13 protein-coding genes are annotated in these 17,800 nt (G+C 73.2%); 8 read left to right on the top strand and 5 right to left on the bottom strand.

Going from position 1 to position 17,800, the window contains the following annotated elements:
- Positions 1-216: 216 nt before the first annotated feature.
- From ACFU95_RS21250 to ACFU95_RS21235, 4 genes are all read left to right on the top strand, one after another.
- Positions 217-1,635 carry a HEAT repeat domain-containing protein gene (locus ACFU95_RS21250; protein ID WP_383829703.1) on the top strand — a complete coding sequence of 473 codons (1,419 nt, stop codon included), beginning with the start codon at positions 217-219 and terminating at the stop codon, positions 1,633-1,635.
- A gap of 256 nt (positions 1,636-1,891) precedes the next feature.
- The gene (locus tag ACFU95_RS21245) at positions 1,892-3,022 is read left to right on the top strand and encodes a glycosyltransferase family 4 protein (protein WP_383829700.1); all 1,131 of its coding nucleotides are present in this window, start codon (positions 1,892-1,894) and stop codon (positions 3,020-3,022) included.
- Between the two features lie 20 nt (positions 3,023-3,042).
- Entirely contained in the window at positions 3,043-4,206 is a 1,164-nt protein-coding gene (locus tag ACFU95_RS21240) for a glycosyltransferase (RefSeq protein WP_383829856.1), read from the top strand.
- Positions 4,203-5,168, top strand: coding sequence for an SGNH/GDSL hydrolase family protein (locus tag ACFU95_RS21235; RefSeq protein WP_383829697.1), 966 nt, complete (start codon positions 4,203-4,205; stop codon positions 5,166-5,168). Before ACFU95_RS21240 ends, ACFU95_RS21235 begins: the two co-directional genes overlap by 4 nt.
- Positions 5,169-5,190: 22 nt before the next feature.
- Here the strand turns inward: ACFU95_RS21235 and ACFU95_RS21230 are convergent, their stop codons facing one another.
- The 5 genes from ACFU95_RS21230 to ACFU95_RS21210 all read right to left on the bottom strand — a co-directional run bounded on the left by ACFU95_RS21230 (position 5,191) and on the right by ACFU95_RS21210 (position 9,659).
- On the bottom strand, positions 5,191-6,060 hold the full coding sequence (locus ACFU95_RS21230) for a biotin-dependent carboxyltransferase family protein (protein WP_383829695.1): 870 nt from the start codon (positions 6,058-6,060) through the stop codon (positions 5,191-5,193).
- Positions 6,057-6,674 carry a 5-oxoprolinase subunit PxpB gene (pxpB, locus tag ACFU95_RS21225; protein WP_383829692.1) on the bottom strand — a complete coding sequence of 206 codons (618 nt, stop codon included), beginning with the start codon at positions 6,672-6,674 and terminating at the stop codon, positions 6,057-6,059. The genes ACFU95_RS21230 and pxpB overlap by 4 nt, the downstream gene beginning before the upstream one ends.
- On the bottom strand, positions 6,671-7,429 hold the full coding sequence (locus ACFU95_RS21220) for a LamB/YcsF family protein (protein WP_383829689.1): 759 nt from the start codon (positions 7,427-7,429) through the stop codon (positions 6,671-6,673). The genes pxpB and ACFU95_RS21220 overlap by 4 nt, the downstream gene beginning before the upstream one ends.
- 86 nt (positions 7,430-7,515) lie before the next feature.
- Positions 7,516-8,331 (bottom strand): putative hydro-lyase, encoded by an 816-nt coding sequence (locus ACFU95_RS21215; RefSeq protein WP_383829853.1) that lies wholly within the window; start codon positions 8,329-8,331, stop codon positions 7,516-7,518.
- A 29-nt stretch (positions 8,332-8,360) separates the two neighbouring features.
- Positions 8,361-9,659, bottom strand: a complete 1,299-nt coding sequence (locus ACFU95_RS21210; RefSeq protein ID WP_383829686.1) for an MFS transporter — start codon at positions 9,657-9,659, stop codon at positions 8,361-8,363.
- Positions 9,660-9,801: 142 nt separating this feature from the next.
- On the opposite strand from ACFU95_RS21210, the gene ACFU95_RS21205 reads away from it, so the two are divergent.
- The 4 genes from ACFU95_RS21205 to ACFU95_RS21190 all read left to right on the top strand — a co-directional run bounded on the left by ACFU95_RS21205 (position 9,802) and on the right by ACFU95_RS21190 (position 17,792).
- Complete coding sequence (locus ACFU95_RS21205) at positions 9,802-10,494, top strand: GntR family transcriptional regulator (RefSeq protein ID WP_383829683.1); 693 nt, start codon at positions 9,802-9,804, stop codon at positions 10,492-10,494.
- 89 nt (positions 10,495-10,583) lie between these two features.
- On the top strand, positions 10,584-12,110 hold the full coding sequence (locus ACFU95_RS21200) for a hypothetical protein (protein ID WP_383829681.1): 1,527 nt from the start codon (positions 10,584-10,586) through the stop codon (positions 12,108-12,110).
- A gap of 31 nt (positions 12,111-12,141) precedes the next feature.
- Positions 12,142-13,023, top strand: a complete 882-nt coding sequence (locus tag ACFU95_RS21195) for a hypothetical protein (protein WP_383829678.1) — start codon at positions 12,142-12,144, stop codon at positions 13,021-13,023.
- A 62-nt stretch (positions 13,024-13,085) separates the two neighbouring features.
- Entirely contained in the window at positions 13,086-17,792 is a 4,707-nt protein-coding gene (locus tag ACFU95_RS21190; RefSeq protein WP_383829675.1) for a hypothetical protein, read from the top strand.
- Positions 17,793-17,800 lie beyond the last annotated feature (8 nt).

The following is a 17,800-nucleotide window of genomic DNA, read 5'->3' as shown; positions in this document are numbered from 1 at the left end:
CCGAGTCATCATGACGTCGTGATTCACGGACGCGATGGCTGGGCAGGTGTTGCCGCACCGCGCGGGCCGTGAAGCGGTCCGCATGGGCCACCGACGAGAGGCAGAGGAAGATGGTCTACAGCAAGCAGGAAACGGCGGGCGCCCCGACGTGTTGTCACGCGGCCAGGTGAAGCAAGAACCCCGGTTGCGTCGACGCTTGATGTGAGGCTGTTTCCCATGTTCGAACCGGTCATAGCGCCCAGCGGTACGCTGCTCGGCCTGCTCCAGCGGGGTCGCGGCGACGGCACACTGCACGCGCTCACCGCCCCGCGAGCCGAGGCGCTCGCGGCCCTGAACCACTGTGTGCTGCGGGACCCCCGCCACGACTGGCAGGTGGAGAACCGTTCCCTGTACTACGCCCGTCTCTACCTCGACCTGAACGGCGAGCTGGACGAGATCGAGGCGCACCTCTTCGACGTCGATGACGCCCTCGACACCGAGGAGTCACGCACGGGGCTGGCCCTGGCCGTCCTCGGCCACCTCGCCTCCTACGGCAGGCTGGACGCCCTGGAGCTGCTGCGCAGGTACGCCGCCACGGGCTCCAACTGGGCCTGGGCCCTGGACGAGCTCGCGCTCAGGGACGACGACGCGGGCCTGCGTGCCCTCGCCGCGCCCGTCCTGGCGCGCTTCTCGGCCGATCCCGAGGGCGAGGCCGAGCTGGCCACCGCCGTACGCGATGCTTTCGAGCCACGGCCGTGGCGGCTGTGGGCCGAGGATCCGCGCGAATCGATCGCCACGCGTGTGCGTGCCGCTCACGAGGCCGGCTGCTTCGACCGCTGGCAGCGGCAGATGCGACCTACCGGGCCCCGTCCGGGGTGGAGCGTGCAGGCGGTCTTCGAGTGGGCGCAACAGGGCATGGAGCGCGGAGCCGCCCTCCATGTGCCCGCCGCGCGGTGCCTCATGGCCGTCGCGGGCCCCGAGGACCGGCCCGAAATCGTCGCCGCCGCCAAGGACGGCACCGACGGCGCCCGCTGCACCGCCCTGCGCTACCTCGCGGACAGCGATGATCCCGAGGCCCTCGACCTGATCGAGGCGGCCGTGATCACCGGCTCGTCGGCGGTCGTGGACGCCGCCGTCGACGCCTTCGAACGGATGCGCAGCATCGCCGCCGTGGACCACGCGCGCGGCTGGGCCCGACGGCCCGATCCGCTCGGCGCCGCCGCCGGACGCGTGCTCGCCTGCCGGGGCGGAGCCGAGGACAAGGACCTGGTCCTCTCGGCGCTGCGCGAGGCCGTACGGGGTGAGGGACCCGACGCCCCGACCCTGTGGACCCTCGTCGACGGCACCGGGCGGCTCGGTATCGCCTGCGCCGCCCCGGTCCTGCGTCATATCTACCGCGAGACCGCCTCCTCCCATCTGCGCGGCCGCACCGCCCGTGCCCTGGCCGCCACCGACCCCTCCTTCCCGGCCGGCTTCGCCGTCGAGTGCCTGTGGGACTGCGAGGAGACCACCCGCGAGATCGCCGCCCGGCACGCCGAGACCGGTGACACCCGCGTGGTCGAGCGGCTGCGCCGGCTCGCCGCCGACCCGGCCGAGGAGGCCGAGGTGCAGACGGCCGTACGCAGTCGGATCGGACCGGACATGACAACCGGTTGATCATCGGGCCCGCCATGGCCTCCGACTGGCCGTCGAGCGGGACGTGACCCGCGACCGTGCCCCCGGGCGGGACGTGTGTTCGTGCCGTGAACGTCGGGGAGATCCGCCCGCCGGGTGAACGCGGGATGACCTGCGGGTCAGGTGCGCATGGACGTGACCTGACCCGCCCGGGGGTGCAGCGAACGCTCATGGGACGTTTGTCGTTCGGAAAGATCCACTTTGACGCGGCCACGTCCAGCACGGCGACAACACGGGTATGCGTGTCGTCATCGTGACCGAATCCTTTCCCCCCGATGTGAACGGCGTGGCCCACTGCGCGCTCCAGACCGCCCGACACCTCGTCGATCGCGGTCACGCTCCCCTCGTCGTCGCTCCGGCTCCCGCTCCCGGGAACAAGGCGGCCGCCGCTCTGGCGCCCTGCCCCGTCATCCATGTCCCCTCACTCCCGCTCCCCGGCTATCCCCAGGTCAGGGTCGCGCTCCCCAGCCGGCGCCTCGCCGCGGCGCTGATCCAGCACCAGCCCGACGTGGTGCACCTGGCCAGCCCCTTCGTCCTCGGCGTCCGCGGCATGGCCGCCGCCGCCCGGCTCGGCATCCCCGCCGTCGCCGTCTACCAGACCGACCTGGCCGGATACGCCCGCACGTACATGGGCGCCGGTGAGGCCGCGGCCTGGCGGCGCATACGCTCCGTCCACTCCGCCGCCGACCTCACCCTCGTCCCGTCCAGCGCGTCCATGCGCGATCTGGAGACCCAAGGCGTGCCCCGGCTCAGGTTGTGGGCCCGCGGCGTGGACACCGCACGCTTCCGCCCCGGACTCCGGGACGAGGCCCTGCGCCGCGAACTCGCCCCGAACGGCGAGGTCATCGTCGGCTACGTCGGGCGGCTCGCCCCGGAGAAGCAGATCGAACTGCTCTCCGGCGTCTGCGGCATGCCGGGCGTGAAGGTCGTGATCGTCGGTGACGGGCCGAGCCGGCCCGCACTCGCCGAAGCGCTGCCAGGCGCGGTCTTCCTGGGCCGGCGCGGCGGAGACGACCTCGCCCGGCTCTTCGCCTCGTTCGACGTCTTCGCCCACACCGGCCCGTTCGAGACCTTCTGCCAGACCGTGCAGGAAGCCATGGCGAGCGGCGTCCCCGTCGTCGCGCCCGCCGCCGGAGGCCCGCTCGACCTGGTCGACCACGGCCGCACCGGGCTCCTGGTGCCTCCGCGCGACGCCGACGCCGTACGCGACGCCGTGCGGTCCCTCGTCACCGACCCCGCACTGCGGGCCACGTACGGGGCCGCCGGACGCGCCACGGTCGAGGGCCGCACCTGGGCGACCATCGGCGACCAGCTCATCGCCCACTACGAGACCGTGCTCAAGGCACGGAGGCCGGCGGTGGCGGTATGAACACTGCACCCCGCGACGGTATGAACACCTCGCTGCGCATCGTCCGGCTCGCGAACTTCGTCGCCCCCGCCTCCGGCGGGCTGCGCACCGCGCTGCGCGAACTGGGCAAGGGCTTCAAGCTGGCGGGTCACGACCCCGTCCTCGTCGTGCCCGGTGAGAAGTACGGCGACTGCGAGACCGAGCAGGGCCGGGTGATCACCCTGCCCGGCCCGATGCTGCCCGGCACCGGCGGCTACCGCGTGCTCGTCGACAAGCGGCGGGTCGCGGCCCTCCTGGAGGAGCTCGCCCCCGACCGCCTGGAGGTCTCCGACCGTACGACGCTGCGGTGGACCGGCAGGTGGGCCCGCCGCGCCCGGGTTCCCGCCGTGATGGTCTCCCACGAGACCGCCGACGGTGTGCTGCGTACCTGGGGGCTGTCGGAGAACCTGTCCCGGCGTGCCGCGGACGCCCTCAACGTCCGTACGGCCCACACGTACTCGAAGGTCGTGTGCACCACCGAGTTCGCCGAGCGGGAGTTCGTGCGGATCGGCGCCCGCAACGTCGTACGGGCTCCGCTGGGCGTCGACCTGATGAACCGGCGTCCCACCCTGCGCGACGCGGCGCTGCGCGAGACACACGCGCGTGCCGACGAGAAGCTCCTCGTGATGTGCTCCCGGCTCTCCGTGGAGAAGCGCCCCGGCACCGCGCTGGACGCCCTGGAGTCGCTGCGGGGGCGCGGTGTGCGGGCGGTGCTCGTGGTGGCCGGAAACGGCCCCCTGCGGGCGCGGCTCGAACAGCGGGCGCAGGAGCGCGACCTGCCGGTGACCTTCCTCGGGCACGTCGCCGACCGCAGCCTGCTCGGCGCGCTCCAGGCCTCCGCCGACATCTGCCTGGCTCCCGGGCCCGCCGAGACTTTCGGGCTCGCCGCGCTGGAGGCCATGGCCTGCGGGACGCCCGTGGTGGCCAGCGCGTCGTCCGCGCTGCCGGAGGTGATCGGCTCCGCCGGGGCCACCGCGGCGGACCACGGGGACGCCTTCGCGGACGCCGTGGAGATGCTGCTCGACCGTCCCGAGCGCGAGCGCCGGGAGGCGGCACGCGCGCGTGCGGAGTGCTTCGGCTGGGGCACGGCGGTGGACGCCTTCCTCACCGCACACGACGCCGCGGTGCCGGTGCGTCCCTTCGTGCGTGCGGAGGGCGCGGCATGAGACCGCTCCGCTACGTCGCCCTCGGGGACTCGCTGACCGAGGGGGTGGGAGACCCCGTGGGGGACGGGTGGCGTGGCTGGGCCGCGCTGCTCGCCGGCGGACTGTCCGAACCGACCGCCGAGTTCACCAACCTGGCCGTCAGCGGGGCGCAGACGCGGGACGTGCTGGAGGTTCAGCTGCCGGCGGCGCTGTCCCTGCGGCCCGACGTCGCGTCCGTTCTCGTGGGCGTCAACGACACACTGCGCGGCACCTTCGACATAGAGAAGATCGCCGAGCGCCTCGACAAGGTCTACGCGTCGTTCACCCGTCAGGGCACGTGCCTGCTCACTGCCTGTCTGCCCGACCCGGGCACGATGCTGGGACTGCCGGGAGTCCTGGGCAGCCCGCTGGCCCGCAGGCAGCGGGCCGTCAACACGGTCGTCCACACGTTGTCCGAGCGGTACGGGGCGGTGCATCTGCACGCGGTCGACGACGTGTGGATCATGGACCGGGCGATGTGGAGCTCGGACCGGCTGCACCCCGGGGAGCGCGGGCACCGGCAGATCGCCCTGCGCTTCCACGCGATGCTGGCGCACCGGGGCATCGCGACCCGGCCGGCGCCCTCGCCCGAGCCCGAGTTCCCGCCGCCGGCCAGATCGGCGAGCCTGTGGTGGCTGGCCACCGCGGGGACCGCGTGGGTCGTCCGGCGGTGCAACGACCTGCTGCCCCAACTGCTGCGCCTCGCCGTCGACGAGACGCGGCACCGGGTGAAGGGCACCTGCGGCCGGCTCGACCTGCGCGCGGCACAGTCGGCGTCCGCCGCCTTGGCCTCGCTGCCGGTGCCGGAGCATCGGCCGGTGCCGGAGTCGGTGAGGGTGCCCGAGCATCGGCCGGTGCCGGGCCGGCGGTCCCTGCCCGAGGGACTGTTGCTGCCCGGACAGCGCCCGGTGCCGCAGCAGCGGCCCGAACCGGAGGCGGCGTAGCGGTACGCGCGCGTGGTGGGCGTCAGCGACGCCGTACGGCGACGAAGCGGATCGGCGTGCCCGGTACCGCCTGGGCGGCGGCGGGGAGGTCGGCCGCGCGGACGACGGCGATCACCGGGTAGCCGCCCGTGGTCGGGTGGTCGGCCAGGAACACGACCGGCCTGCCGTCGGGCGGGACCTGGACCGCTCCCAGGACCACGCCCTCGCTGGGGAGCTCGCGGGTGGTCGCCCGCTCCAAGGCCGGGCCTTCGGTGCGCAGCCCGATGCGGTTGCTCGCGGGGGAGACGAGGTAGGCGCGGGAGGTGAAGGCATGTACGGCCGCCGGCGTGAACCAGTCGTCGCGAGGGCCCGGCATCACGCGCAGGACGAGTTCGGCGGGCGGCGACGGCTGCGGGGCCACGTCCACGCACGCGTGGAGCCGCGTCGCCCGGCCCAGCGGCAGCACCGTCCCGTCCGCGAGGGGCGGTGGGCCGAGGCCGGACAGGAGGTCCGTGGAGCGGCTGCCGAGGACCGGCTCGACGGTGATGCCGCCGGAGACGGCCACGTAGCTGCGTACGCCGGACATGGCCGCGCCGACCTCCAGGAGCGCACCGGCGGGCACGCGCACCGGGGCGCCCCAGGCGACCGGGCGTGAGTCCACCGCGACACGGCAGGGCGCGCCGCCGACCGCGACGGTCACCGTCGAACGAGGCCGCACCGCACAGCCGTTGAGCGTGGTCTCCAGTACGGCCGCCTCGGGGCCGTTGCCGACCAGTCGGTTGACCAGCGCCGCCGCCGGCCCGTCCAGGGCACCCGAGCGGGGCACGCCGAGGTGGGCGTGTCCGGGACGGCCGAGATCCTGCACGGTGGTGAGCGCCCCGGCGCGTACGACGCAGAGCGCGCGGTCGGTCATGAGCGCCCCACCGGAACGAAGCGCACGCGCGTGCCCGGTGACAGCAGCGCGGCGGGCACACGCGTGGGGTCCCACAGCACGGTGTCGGTGGTGCCGATCAGCTGCCAGCCGCCCGGCGACGAGCGCGGGTACACGCCTGTGTACGGGCCCGCCAGCGCCACCGCACCGGCGGGTACGGCCGTGCGCGGAGTGGCCCGGCGCGGGACGTCGTAGCGCGGCGGCAGGCCCGTGAGATAGCCGAAGCCGGGGGCGAATCCGCAGAAGGCGACGCTGAATTCGGTGTCCGCGTGGACGCGGACCACCTCGTGCGGCGAGACACCCCAGTGCGCGGCGACGTCGGCCAGGTCCGGGCCGTCGTAGCGCACCGGGAGTTCGACGACCTCACGCGCGCGCGTGGGAGCGGGCGGGACGTCGGCGGTGGTCAGTTCGGAGGCCAGGCGGGCCGCGTCCGCGAGGCCGTCGAGCAGGACGGTCCGGGCCGCGGGGACGATCTCGCGGACCGACAACGAGCCCTCGGTACGGCGCCGCAGCAACTCCGCGTGCAGTGCCTGGGCCTCCTCGCCCGAGGCCACCTCGACGAGCAGGGCGTCGTCGCCGACGGGCAGCGCCCTCATACGAAGGCCTCCACCCGGACACCCGACTCCCCCAGCCGCGCCCGCACCCGGCGGGCCAGCTCGACGGCGCCGGGCGTGTCCCCGTGCAGGCACAGGGAACGCGCGCGCACCTCGATCTGGGTCCCGGCGCTGGAGGTGACCACGCCCGAGCGGGCCAGGCCCACCGAGCGTTCCACGACGGCCTCCGGGTCGGTGACCACGGCGCCGTCCTGGCCGCGCGGCACGAGCGTGCCCCGGTCGGTGTACGCGCGGTCCGCGAAGGCCTCCGTGACGGCCGGGAGGCCGGCCTCGGCGGCCAGCTCCAGCAGCCGCGAGCCGGGCAGGCCGAGCACGGGCAGCGTGGCGTCCGCCAGGAGCACGCCGTCGACGACCGCGCCGGCCTGCTCCTCGTCGTGCACGACACGGTTGTAGAGCGCGCCGTGCGGCTTGACGTACGACACGCGCGTGCCGGCCGCTCGCGCGAAGACCTCCAGGGCGCCGATCTGGTAGGCCACTTCGGCCGACAGTTCGGCGGACGGCACATCCATCGCGCGCCGCCCGAAGCCCGCCAGGTCCCGATAGGAGACCTGGGCGCCGATCCGTACTCCGCGCTCGGCCGCCTGCTCGCACACCCGCCGCATGGTGGCCGCGTCCCCGGCGTGGAAGCCGCAGGCCACGTTGGCGCTGGTGACGACGGACAGCAGCCGTTCGTCGTCGGTGAGCTGCCAGCGGCCGAAGCCCTCGCCGAGGTCGGCGTTCAGGTCGATGGAGGTCATCGGTCCGTCGGTTCTCCCTGTCTGCGATTCAGTGGTTCTCAGAGTGCTTCGGAGTTCTGAGAGTTCTCAGTGGTTTTCACTCGTGCTCAAGCGATGCGGTACTGCTCGTCGCGGGCGTCGGTGAGGAACATCTGGCCCGGTGCGTGGGTGATGGCGAAGGGTGGGCGCGAGGCCATCACGGCGGCCTGCGGGGTCACTCCGCACGCCCAGAACATCGGGATGTCGTCCGGCTCGGCGTCCACCGGATCGCCGAAGTCGGGGCGGCCGAGGTCGGCGATTCCCAGGGCCGACGGATCGCCGCAGTGCACGGGGCTGCCGTGCACCGCCGGCAGGAGGCTGGTCTCCCGCAGTGCCGCCGCCACGTGGACCGGCGGCACCGGGCGCATCGACACCACCATCGGGCCGTGCAGCCGTCCCGCCGGACGGCACTGACGGCCGGTCACGTACATCGGGACGTTGCGGCCCTGCTCGACATGGCGGATCGGTACGCCCGCCTCGGCCAGGGCCCACTCGAAGGTGAAGCTGCACCCGATCAGGAACGACACCAGATCGCTCCGCCAGTGGCCGCGCACGTCCGTCGGCTCGTCCACCAACTCGCCGTCCCGCCACACCCGGTAGCGCGGCAGATCGGTGCGCAGGTCGGCGCCGTCGGCGAGGACGGTCGTCCAGGAACCCGCGTCGGTGACGTCGAGGACCGGGCAGGGCTTGGGGTTGCGCTGGCAGAACAGCAGCATGTCGTACGCCCAGTCGGCGGGCACCGAGATCAGGTTGGCCTGGGTGTGGCCCGCCGCGACCCCGGCCGTGGGGCCCGTGAGGCCCTCCCTGAAGCGGGCGCGGGCGGTTGTCGGGCTCCACGCGTGCGCGTGCTCGTCTACGAGGGCGAGCGGGCGGTCTTCGGTCACGAGGGTGAGCGCCCGGTTGTCCGTACGGTTCACGCCAGCTCCTTCCCGCGCGTCTCCGGCAGCCCGAACAGGGCCAGCGCGGCGATGCCGTAGCCGATCGCGCCGAAGACCAGTGCGCCGCCCACACCCCAGCTGTCGGCCAGGAAGCCGACCGTGGTGGGGAAGACTGCGCCCACCGCGCGGCCGGTGTTGTACGTGAAGCCCTGTCCCGTCCCGCGCACGGCCGTCGGGTACAGCTCGCTCAGGTAGGAGCCGAAGCCGCTGAAGATCGCCGACATGCAGAACCCGAGCGGGAAACCGAGTACCAGGAGCAGGGTGTTGGCGCCGTCCGGGATGTTCGCGTACGCCAGGATGCAGACGGCCGAGAGCAGTGCGAACAGCCAGATGTTGCGCCGGCGGCCCAGCCGGTCGGTGAGGTAACCGCCGGTCAGATAGCCGATGAAGGCGCCGGATATGAGGAACGTGAGATAGCCGCCGGTGCCGACGACCGACAGGTCGCGCTCGGTCTTGAGATAGGTCGGCACCCAGGTGGCGAGGGTGTAGTAGCCGCCCTGGACCCCGGTGGACAGCAGCCCCGCGAAGATCGTCGTCCGCAGCAGTCCGGGCTTGAATATGGTCGCGAACGAGCTCTTCTCCGTGCTCTGTTCGCGTACGGCCACCGCCTCCGGGGCGTCGTGCACGCGGCGACGCATCCAGATGACGAGCAGGGCGGGCAGCGCACCGGTCCAGAACATCACACGCCAGGCCAGGGCGTCGTCGACGAACGAGAAGACCAGGGTGTACATGATCGCGGCCAGTGCCCAGCCGACGGCCCATGAGCTCTGGATCGCGCCGAGCGTGCGGCCCCGGTGCTTGGCGCTCGCGTACTCGGCGACCAGGATCGCGCCGACCGCCCACTCGCCGCCGAAGCCGAGGCCCTGGAGAGCGCGGAAGACCAGGAGCGTCTCGTAGTTCGGGGCGAAGCCGCAGGCGACGGTGAAGACCGCGTAGGTGATGACCGTGATCATCAGCGCCTTGACCCGGCCTATCCGGTCGGCCAGCACACCTGCGAGCGCGCCGCCGACCGCGGAGACCACGAGTGTGACGGTGGTGAAGAGGCCGGTCTGGCCACTGTCCAGGCCGAAGTACGCGGCCAGCGCGACCATGCTGAGCGGCAGCGTGAAGTAGTCGTACGAATCCAGGGCATAGCCGCCGAAAGCGCCCGCGAAGGCGCGGCGGCCCCGCGGACCCAGGGCGCGCAGCCAGGCGAACGCGCCGTCATCGGCGGCACGTTCGTCGGTGCTGGGGTTGGTGTCGGCCAGGGCTTGCGGTGGAGGGGTCGTGCTCATGGGCACCTCGCAGAGGGGGACGGAGGGTGCGGAACTGAGCTGAACGGTGAACAGGAACCGTGAGCAGCAAGGTAGAGGATCGTTGAACGATCCTTCAATACCCGTGTTGTTTCGTTCTCGTGTCTGCGGTTGAATTCCGGGCATGGCAGAGCAGCTGGGCGGACTGGCCGACGACCGTGCCCTCCTGGGGCGTACGAGCACGGCGGAGCGGGTCTCGGACATCCTCAGAAGCCGCATCGCCGAGGGCTTCTTCCCGCCCGGCACCCGGCTGTCGGAGGACAGCATCGGAGGGGCTCTCGGTGTGTCCCGCAACACACTGCGCGAGGCGTTCCGGCTGCTCACCCATGAACGACTGCTCGTCCACGAACTGAACCGGGGTGTGTTCGTGCGGGTCCTGACGGTGGAGGACGTCGAAGACATCTACCGCACCCGGCGCCTCGTAGAGTGTGCCGTCGTGCGCGGGCTCGGCGAACCCCCGTACCCCTTGGAGGGGCCCGCCCGAGCGGTCGCCGAAGGCCGGCGCGCGGTGCGCGAAGGTGACTGGAAAGGGCTGGGGACGGCCAACATCCACTTCCACCGGGAGCTGGTCTCGCTCGCCGGGAGCGCCCGCACCGACGAGCTGATGCGCAGCGTCTTCGCGGAGCTGCGGCTGGCCTTCCACGTGGTGGACGATCCCCACCGGCTGCACGAGCCCTACCTCGCGCGCAACCGGGAGATCCTCGGGGCCTTGGAAGCGGGCGACAAGGGAGAGGCCGAGAAGCTCCTCGCGGTCTATCTCGACGATTCGCTGGAACGGGTCGTGGAGGTCTACCGGCGGCGGGTCAGCGCCCCGTAGGGGCACGACCGGCGCGACCTGCGCTTCAGGCTTCCGGCGGTACGCGTTCGTTTGGGTCGTTGTCAGACCTAGGACCTAGTCTGTGCACCGTGACTTCGCCTGCATCGACGGACCGTGTTCCGCCCCAGCTCGGCGCGGGGCCGCGCCCGGCTCCGGGCCCGGCCGCCGACGAGGGGCTGGCGCGACGGCTGCGCGCGCTCGCCTGCACCGCGCCGCTGCACGACCTCGACGCGCGCAAGGCGAACCTCGCGGGCGAGTACTCGGTGTACGGCATGGCGGAGGTGGCGCTCGCCGCCATCGACCTGGTCACACTGAACATGGACTTCGACACGGGCGCCGACCACGACCAGATCGTCGCCCGCCTCATCCCGCGCATCGCCGCCCAGGCCCCGCACCGCCCGGTCGCCGAGCACGAGCGGGTGGCCCGCTGGGTCCTGGAGAACCTGATCAACGTCGGGAGCGTGGACCGCGGCTTTCGTGCCGTTTACGGCACCTTCGCGCCGGACGGCAGCTATGTCCGCCGCGACTACGACTTCAAGCTGATCGAGGAGGTGCCGGGACCGGGCGGCACGGTGTACCTCCGTACGACGGACGAGGCCGTCAACGTCCTGGTCGGCGCCCTCGACACGGACGTCACCAGCGCCCAGATCGCCGCCGAGGTCAAGCTGGAAGTGCTGATCAACCGGGGCCGTCTCGCCGACGCCCAGCTGGCCGCCGAACAGGCCCGGTACCGGACCGTGCAGTACTCGGAGACGCTCCGCAGGGCCCTGGACGCGACCCGCCGCAACGTCCGCGCGGTCGACTGGCTGAACGCCGTACCGGACATGATCGCCGAAGCGCTCGACCACGTCGCCGACCGGTACCGCCACGAGAACGCGATCCTCACCAACATCCGCAAGGCACGCGACGAGACCGAGGACCCCGAGCACAAGCGGCGTGCCGCCGAGCTGGTCGACATCGTGAAGGACTGCATCCGGCGCCATACGCAGTTGCAGTCGCGGTTGCTGGAGGCCGGTCCGCTCTTCCGCGCCGAACAGGACCGGCAGGCCTTCGCGACACCGATGACGACGTCGGGGACAGACCTGTACGGGCATCTCCTGGCGCCTGTGCTGCCCTTGGCGCTGGAGCGGGCCGTCCGGGTCACGGACGCCTTCTTCGCGCGCGGGACCGGATTGCGTACACCGGTCTCGGTGCGGGTCGGTGATCTCGTCGACATACTGCTCACGCCGCCCGTGGAGCGGGAGCACCTGGGCGCCGAGATGCCCGAGCCCGACCTCATCGCGACGCCCGACGACAGCCGGTTCAGCGAGGAGCAGTTGGCCGCGGCGATGGAGCTGCTGGATCTGCCGGCCGACGCACCGCGACGGCTGTCGGGCCTGCTGGCCCAGGCGCGTCGACAGGACGCGGACCTGCCCTATCTCGTCGCGCTGCTGGCCGTTCACGCGGCCAGTCCGCCGGTCGGCACCGCCTATCGGCAGGGCGAGGAGAAGCTGCTGTTCGCCGTGGACGACGGGACCGAGCTGGACGATCACGAGTTCGGCGGAGCCGATCTCATCGTCGGTACGGCCCTGCTGGACGCGGCGGGGATGGCGGCGGACAGGACGGAAGCAGCATGAGTGAGCGACAGCGCAGCAAGGAGCCCCGACCGTGAGCGAGCACGTCGAGTGGAGTGACACGGAGGCACCCACCCCGTCGGCGACCGCCGCCGTCACCCCCGCCGACGCCGCCGACGCGGCCCGGCTGGTCGCCTTCGGCCTCCAGCCGAAGCTTCAGCCCGCACGGGACCAGGAGTACGCGGAGCTGCTGCGGCGGTACCGGGAGGACCCGCCGTTCGCGCGGCTCGCCGATGCCGTGGCCGCCGGGCTGGGACTCATCGTGCTGGAGGTGTCGCCGCGGGCGGGGATGGCGGTGACCGCCGCCGAGGACTCGGTGTTCGCCGTGCGCATGGGTGACTACGCGCGTCGTACGTCCGCCGACGGCAGCGACCGTTTCCTGCACGGACTGGCCCATCTCGCCATCGCCGCGATGGCGTTCCCGCGGCCCGAGGACCTCGCCGACGACGGCTACATCGGACGTGTGACGGTCAACGGCGTCGACGCCTTCGTACGGCAGGCCTGCCGACGGCTGGAGGAACGGGCCGACGAACAGGGCGAGAACACCGACCCGGCGACGGACGCGCCCGGCCTCGAGGCCGCCTGGCGCATCTGGGTGAGACGCAGCGCGACCGGCGCCACCAAGGACGCGCGCAGACTCGCCGGTTCCACTACCGGCATCGTCGGCAAGGCGGCCGCCTTCCTCACCGACTCGGGGTTCCTGCAACGGACGGGCGACGACAGCGGCGGCACCTACCGCACGACCGCCCGCTACCAACTCCAGGTGCGTGACATGGCGGGCAGCGCCGCCATGGCCGAGCTGCTGGAGCTGGGCGTGGTCCCGGTCACCGACGGTACGCCGACGCTGCTGGCCGCCGAGGAAACGGACGACCTGGAGCTGGTGGCCGACGCCGGGCTGCCGTTCCACTCCGCCTGAAGCCCCAGCACCTCCCTGATCCGACCACCCCCTGATCTGACGAAGACTTACGAGAGTCCGCCATGTACGAGCTGTCCCGGGTCCGCCTCTACTCCATCGGGCCGGCCGGTGCGCGCTACGCCGACACCGTGCTCGACCTGCGCGGTGTCGGCGCGCCCGTGCCCGATCCCGCGCCCATGCAGGCGGAGTTCTTCGAGGAGGAGCCCGTCGGACCACCGCGCCGCCCCGCTCCTGCCGGCGTGCTCTTCCTGGAGAACGGCGGCGGCAAGTCGGTCCTGCTCAAGCTGATCTTCTCCGTGATGCTGCCGGGCCACCGCAACACCCTCGGCGGCGCCAGCTCCGGTGTGCTGCGGAAGTTCCTGCTCGCCGACGACTGCGGGCATGTCGCGCTGGAATGGCAGCACACGCTCACCGGTGAGTGCGTCGTGGTCGGCAAGGTGAGCGAGTGGCGAGGGCGCCAGGTCTCCAACGACCCGCGCAAGTTCGCCGAGGCCTGGTACTCGTTCCGGCCCGGACCCGGGCTGAGCCTGGACAACCTGCCCGTCGCCGAGGCCACCGCCGTACGGGCGCCCGTCGAGGGCCAGTCGGGCGCACAGGGGCGTCGCCGCACCATGAAGGGCTTCCGGGACACCATCACCGAGGCGGGCAAGGCGTATCCGCATCTGGAGGTGCACTGGGAGGAGATCCACGACCGCTGGATCGAGCACCTCGGCGACCTCGGCCTCGACCCCGAACTCTTCCGCTACCAGCGGGAGATGAACGCCGACGAAGGTGAGGCCGCCGGCCTCTTCGCCGTCAAGAAGGACTCCGACTTCACCGACCTGCTGCTGCGGGCCGTGACGGACACACGTGACACCGACGGCCTCGCCGATCTGGTCAGTGGCTTCGGCAACAAGCTCGGCCGGCGCGCCGAGTTGATCGCAGAGCGGGACTTCACCGCCGGGTCCGTCGACCTGCTCGGGCGGATCGTCGAGGCCGCCGAGGCACGCGCGCGTGCGCGTGACATCCACGCCGGCGCCGAGCGGCGGACCCGGACCCTGGCACGGCGGCTGTCCGCGCGCGGTGTCCAGGAGCGGCTCAGGGCGGGCGACCTCGCCCAGCGGGTCACCGCCGCCGCCTACGCCGTCACCCATGCCGAGGCGGCGCGGGAGCGCAGCGCGCTGATCGCCGCCGAACTCGCCTACCGGCACGCCTCGTTGGCCCTCGCGGCGGCCGAGAAGACGGCGGCCGCGCAGAAGCGCGAGCTCGCCGAGGCGCGCACGCTGCACTCCGCCTGGCAGGCCGCCGAGATCGCCCTGCGCCACCGCGCCGCCGCCGACCGCGTCGCGCGCGTGGCCGCCGCCATCCAGGAGGCCGAGCGCGACGCGGCTCCCGCGCTGGCCGCCCGCGCCAAGGCCGCCGTCGATCTCGTACGGGCCTTGCAAGCGGCCGCGCAGAGCGCGGAGACCCTCGCCAACGAGGAGGAGGAGCGGTCCGCCGCGCTCCAGGAGGTCAGCGACTCCGCCTACCGCGACTCCACCGCCGCCGCCACCGAGGCGCAGCGGGCCCGCAGCGAGGTCGGGCACCTGCGACAGCGGCTGTCGGAGGTCGAGCAGGAGACCGCCGAGGCCGTACGGGCGGGCTGGCTCGACGACAGCGCGCCCGACGCCGACCCGGCCCGCGCCGCCCTCGCCGCGAGCGACGCCGAGAAGACGGCCGTCGCCGCCTGGGACACCGCTCGCGAGGCCTCCAGGCGAGCCTCGGAGCACGCGCGCGAGGCGGCCTCGACCGAGTCCCGCGCCGAGCTGACGGCGGCTCGTGCGGCGGACGCGGCGACCGCCGCGGAGCGTGCCCATGACGCCGAGCGCCGTCTCGCCGAGGGGCTGGCGGCGGAGGAACGGCTCGCCGAACTGATCGGCCTGACCGGCGAGTCCGCCGAGGCCGGCGATCCCGGTGCCAGGCGCGGAGCGGTTCCCGCCCCTCGAACCGGCGACGACGCCAAGGGGACCACGACCGCGCGCGGCGGGGCGGAGCCGGTCGCCCCGGGTGCCGCCACCGAAGGCGCCCTCACACCGGAGCAGCTGGACCGGTTCGCCGACGAGCTGCGTGAGCTGCTCGACGACACCGTCTCGTCCGCCGAGCGGCAGCTCTTCGAACTGCGTACGGCAGCCGCCGACGACTCCCGGATCCTGGGCGCGCTCGGTGACGGCGGGCTGCTGCCGCCCGGCCCGGACGTGCTGGCCACCGTGGAGTTCCTCGGCGAGCAGGGCATCCCGGCCCTGCCCGGCTGGCGCTATCTCGCCCAGGCGGTCGACCCGGCCGACCACGCGCGCGTGCTGGCCGCCCGGCCCGAACTGGTCGACGGCGTGATCATCACCGACCCCGACACGCACGCGCGTGCCCGTGAGGCGCTGGGTGACGCGGCCCTGCTGCCCCGGTCGGCCGTCGCGGTGGGCACGGCAGCAGCCCTCCTGGCCCCGACCCCGGCGCCCGACGCGGGGAACGGGGACGTCTTCCTCGTACCGCCGAACCCCGCCATGCACGACGAGCACGCCGCCGACGAGGAGCGGCAGGCGCTGCGCGCGCGGGCGACCGAGCGGGACGACGAGATCCGCACGCTCGCCGCGCGACTCGGCAAGGACCGGGAGCTGGCGGCGCGGCTCGCCTCGTGGCGGACCGGCTGCCCGGCCGGCCGACTGGTCGAGCTGGCGCAGGCGGCCCGGGACACGCGGGCGTTCGCCGAGGAGTCCGAAGCCGAGCTGGCCGAGGCACGGAGCGTGCGCGTCGAGGCCGACGAAGCCGCCGCCGAGGCCGCCCAGGTCCGTGACGAGCGGCAGGAGGCCGCCCAGAAGGCCCGGCGCGCCGCCGACGCCCTGGCCGGGCTGGCCTTCCGGCTGCGCGAACGCGCCGGCTGGCAGGTCAAGCTGCGCGAACTCGCCGACGAGGCCACCGAGTCCGAGGCCCGGGCCCAGGTGTGCCTGGAGCGGGCCCGTGCCGCCGACGAGGACCGCCGTGCCGCCCAGCGCGCGGCGGACGACGCACGCCGCACCGCGCGTGCCCTGCGCGCCGAGCGCTCCGAGATCGCGGGCGCTCCCGACGACGTTCCGGACACGGATACGGACGCGGATGCCGATGCCCCGAGGGCGTCCCTGCCCGCGCTGCGCGAGGCGTACCGGGCGGCCTCCCAGGTGTACGAGAAGGTCGGCGTCGGCGCCGATCTGCGGGCCGAGCAGGCCCGGGCGGAGAGCGACGAGAGCGCGGCCCGCGCGGAGCTGGACCGGCTGAGCAACAAGGTCCGCACCCGGGCCGAACAACTCCTGCAGTCGCCCGACGGCTCCGACGGACCGTCCCGGCAGGCGGCCGCCGCTCGCGCGGAGGAGCTGGTCCAGCTCCTGGAGACCCGTATGTCCAGCGCCAGCGAGCAGCTCGGACGGCTGCGCGGCGAGGCCGAGCGGCACGCTCCGGAGGACGGAGAGGCACACACCGAGCTGTCCGAGGAACTCCGGCCGCGCGACGCCGAGCACGCGCAGGCCCTGCTGCGCACGGCGACCGCGGAACTCGCCTCCCGCACGGAAGCGTTGACGCAGGCCCGTGAGGCACACGCCGAGCTCCTCGAAGCGCACCGCGCCGCCGAGGACGCGGCAGGCGGTTTCGACGAGATCGCCGCGATGCTGCGCGACCTGCTGCGGGAGCACACCTCGGACGAGGAGCAGGAGGCGCCGGAGCCGTACCCCGGCAGTCCGGAGGAGGCCCGGCAGGCCGCCGCCGAGGCCCGCCGGTCGCTGCGTGGTTGTGCCGCCGACCTCTCCGCCGCCGAGGCCGCCGTGCGCGAGGCGAGCGACGTGCTCGTACGGCATGCCAACTCCACGCGCTACGAGCAGGTCCGCACCCCCGCTCGTCAGCAGATCCGCGAGCTGCCCGCCTCCGCGCTGCCCGAGCACGCGCAGAAGTGGGCGGACGCCTTCGCGCCCCGACTCCGCGTCCTCACCGACGAGTTGGCGCAGCTGGAACGCAATCGCGACTCGATCGTGGACCGGCTGCGGGGTCTGGTCGAGTCGGCGCTGACGACGTTGCGGTCCGCCCAGCGGCTGTCCCGACTGCCGGAGGGGCTCGGCGAGTGGTCCGGCCAGGAGTTCCTGCGCATCCGCTTCGAGGAGCCCGACCAGGTCACCCTCACCGAACGGCTGGGCGAGGTCATCGACGAGGCGACACGGGCGGCGGTGAAGAAGAACTCGGACATGAGACGGGACGGTATGTCCCTGCTGCTGCGAGGTGTCGCCGCGGCGCTTCAGCCCAAGGGCATCGCCGTCGAGATCCTCAAGCCGGACGCTGTTCTGCGTGCCGAGCGCGTGCCCGTCGGGCAGATGGGCGACGTGTTCTCCGGTGGCCAGTTGCTGACGGCCGCCATCGCCCTGTACTGCACGATGGCCGCGCTGCGGTCGAACGACCGGGGCCGGGACAAGCACCGGCACGCCGGGACGTTGTTCCTGGACAACCCGATCGGCCGTGCCAATGCCACGTACCTGCTGGAGCTCCAGCGGGCCGTGTCGGACGCGCTCGGCGTCCAGCTCCTGTACACCACGGGCCTGTTCGACACGACCGCACTGGCAGAGTTCCCGTTGGTCATCAGGCTGCGGAACGACGCCGACCTCAGGGCCGGCCTGAAGTACATCAGCGTGGAGGAACACCTCCGCCCGGGACTGCCGCAGCAGCCCCAGGCGGGGGAGGCGGGGCACAGCGAGATCACCGCTACCCGGATGTACAAGCGCCCGGCATCGGCAACGCAATGACGGGCACG

This window comes from Streptomyces sp. NPDC057623 (assembly GCF_042800355.1).
GTDB lineage: Bacteria > Actinomycetota > Actinomycetes > Streptomycetales > Streptomycetaceae > Streptomyces.
Note: the sequence above shows the minus strand (reverse complement) of the source record. Positions and strands in the feature narration are given on the sequence as shown.

What these genes read in the sequence shown, in the direction of transcription:
- ACFU95_RS21250 (WP_383829703.1), top strand. Translation starts at nt 217, where the DNA reads ATGTTCGAACCGGTCATAGCGCCCAGCGGTACGCTGCTCGGCCTGCTC.
- ACFU95_RS21245 (WP_383829700.1), top strand. Translation starts at nt 1,892, where the DNA reads ATGCGTGTCGTCATCGTGACCGAATCCTTTCCCCCCGATGTGAACGGC.
- pxpB (WP_383829692.1), bottom strand. Translation starts at nt 6,674, where the DNA reads ATGAGGGCGCTGCCCGTCGGCGACGACGCCCTGCTCGTCGAGGTGGCC.
- ACFU95_RS21205 (WP_383829683.1), top strand. Translation starts at nt 9,802, where the DNA reads ATGGCAGAGCAGCTGGGCGGACTGGCCGACGACCGTGCCCTCCTGGGG.
- ACFU95_RS21240 (WP_383829856.1), top strand. Translation starts at nt 3,043, where the DNA reads ATGAACACCTCGCTGCGCATCGTCCGGCTCGCGAACTTCGTCGCCCCC.
- ACFU95_RS21190 (WP_383829675.1), top strand. Translation starts at nt 13,086, where the DNA reads ATGTACGAGCTGTCCCGGGTCCGCCTCTACTCCATCGGGCCGGCCGGT.
- ACFU95_RS21210 (WP_383829686.1), bottom strand. Translation starts at nt 9,659, where the DNA reads ATGAGCACGACCCCTCCACCGCAAGCCCTGGCCGACACCAACCCCAGC.
- ACFU95_RS21220 (WP_383829689.1), bottom strand. Translation starts at nt 7,429, where the DNA reads ATGACCTCCATCGACCTGAACGCCGACCTCGGCGAGGGCTTCGGCCGC.
- ACFU95_RS21235 (WP_383829697.1), top strand. Translation starts at nt 4,203, where the DNA reads ATGAGACCGCTCCGCTACGTCGCCCTCGGGGACTCGCTGACCGAGGGG.
- ACFU95_RS21230 (WP_383829695.1), bottom strand. Translation starts at nt 6,060, where the DNA reads ATGACCGACCGCGCGCTCTGCGTCGTACGCGCCGGGGCGCTCACCACC.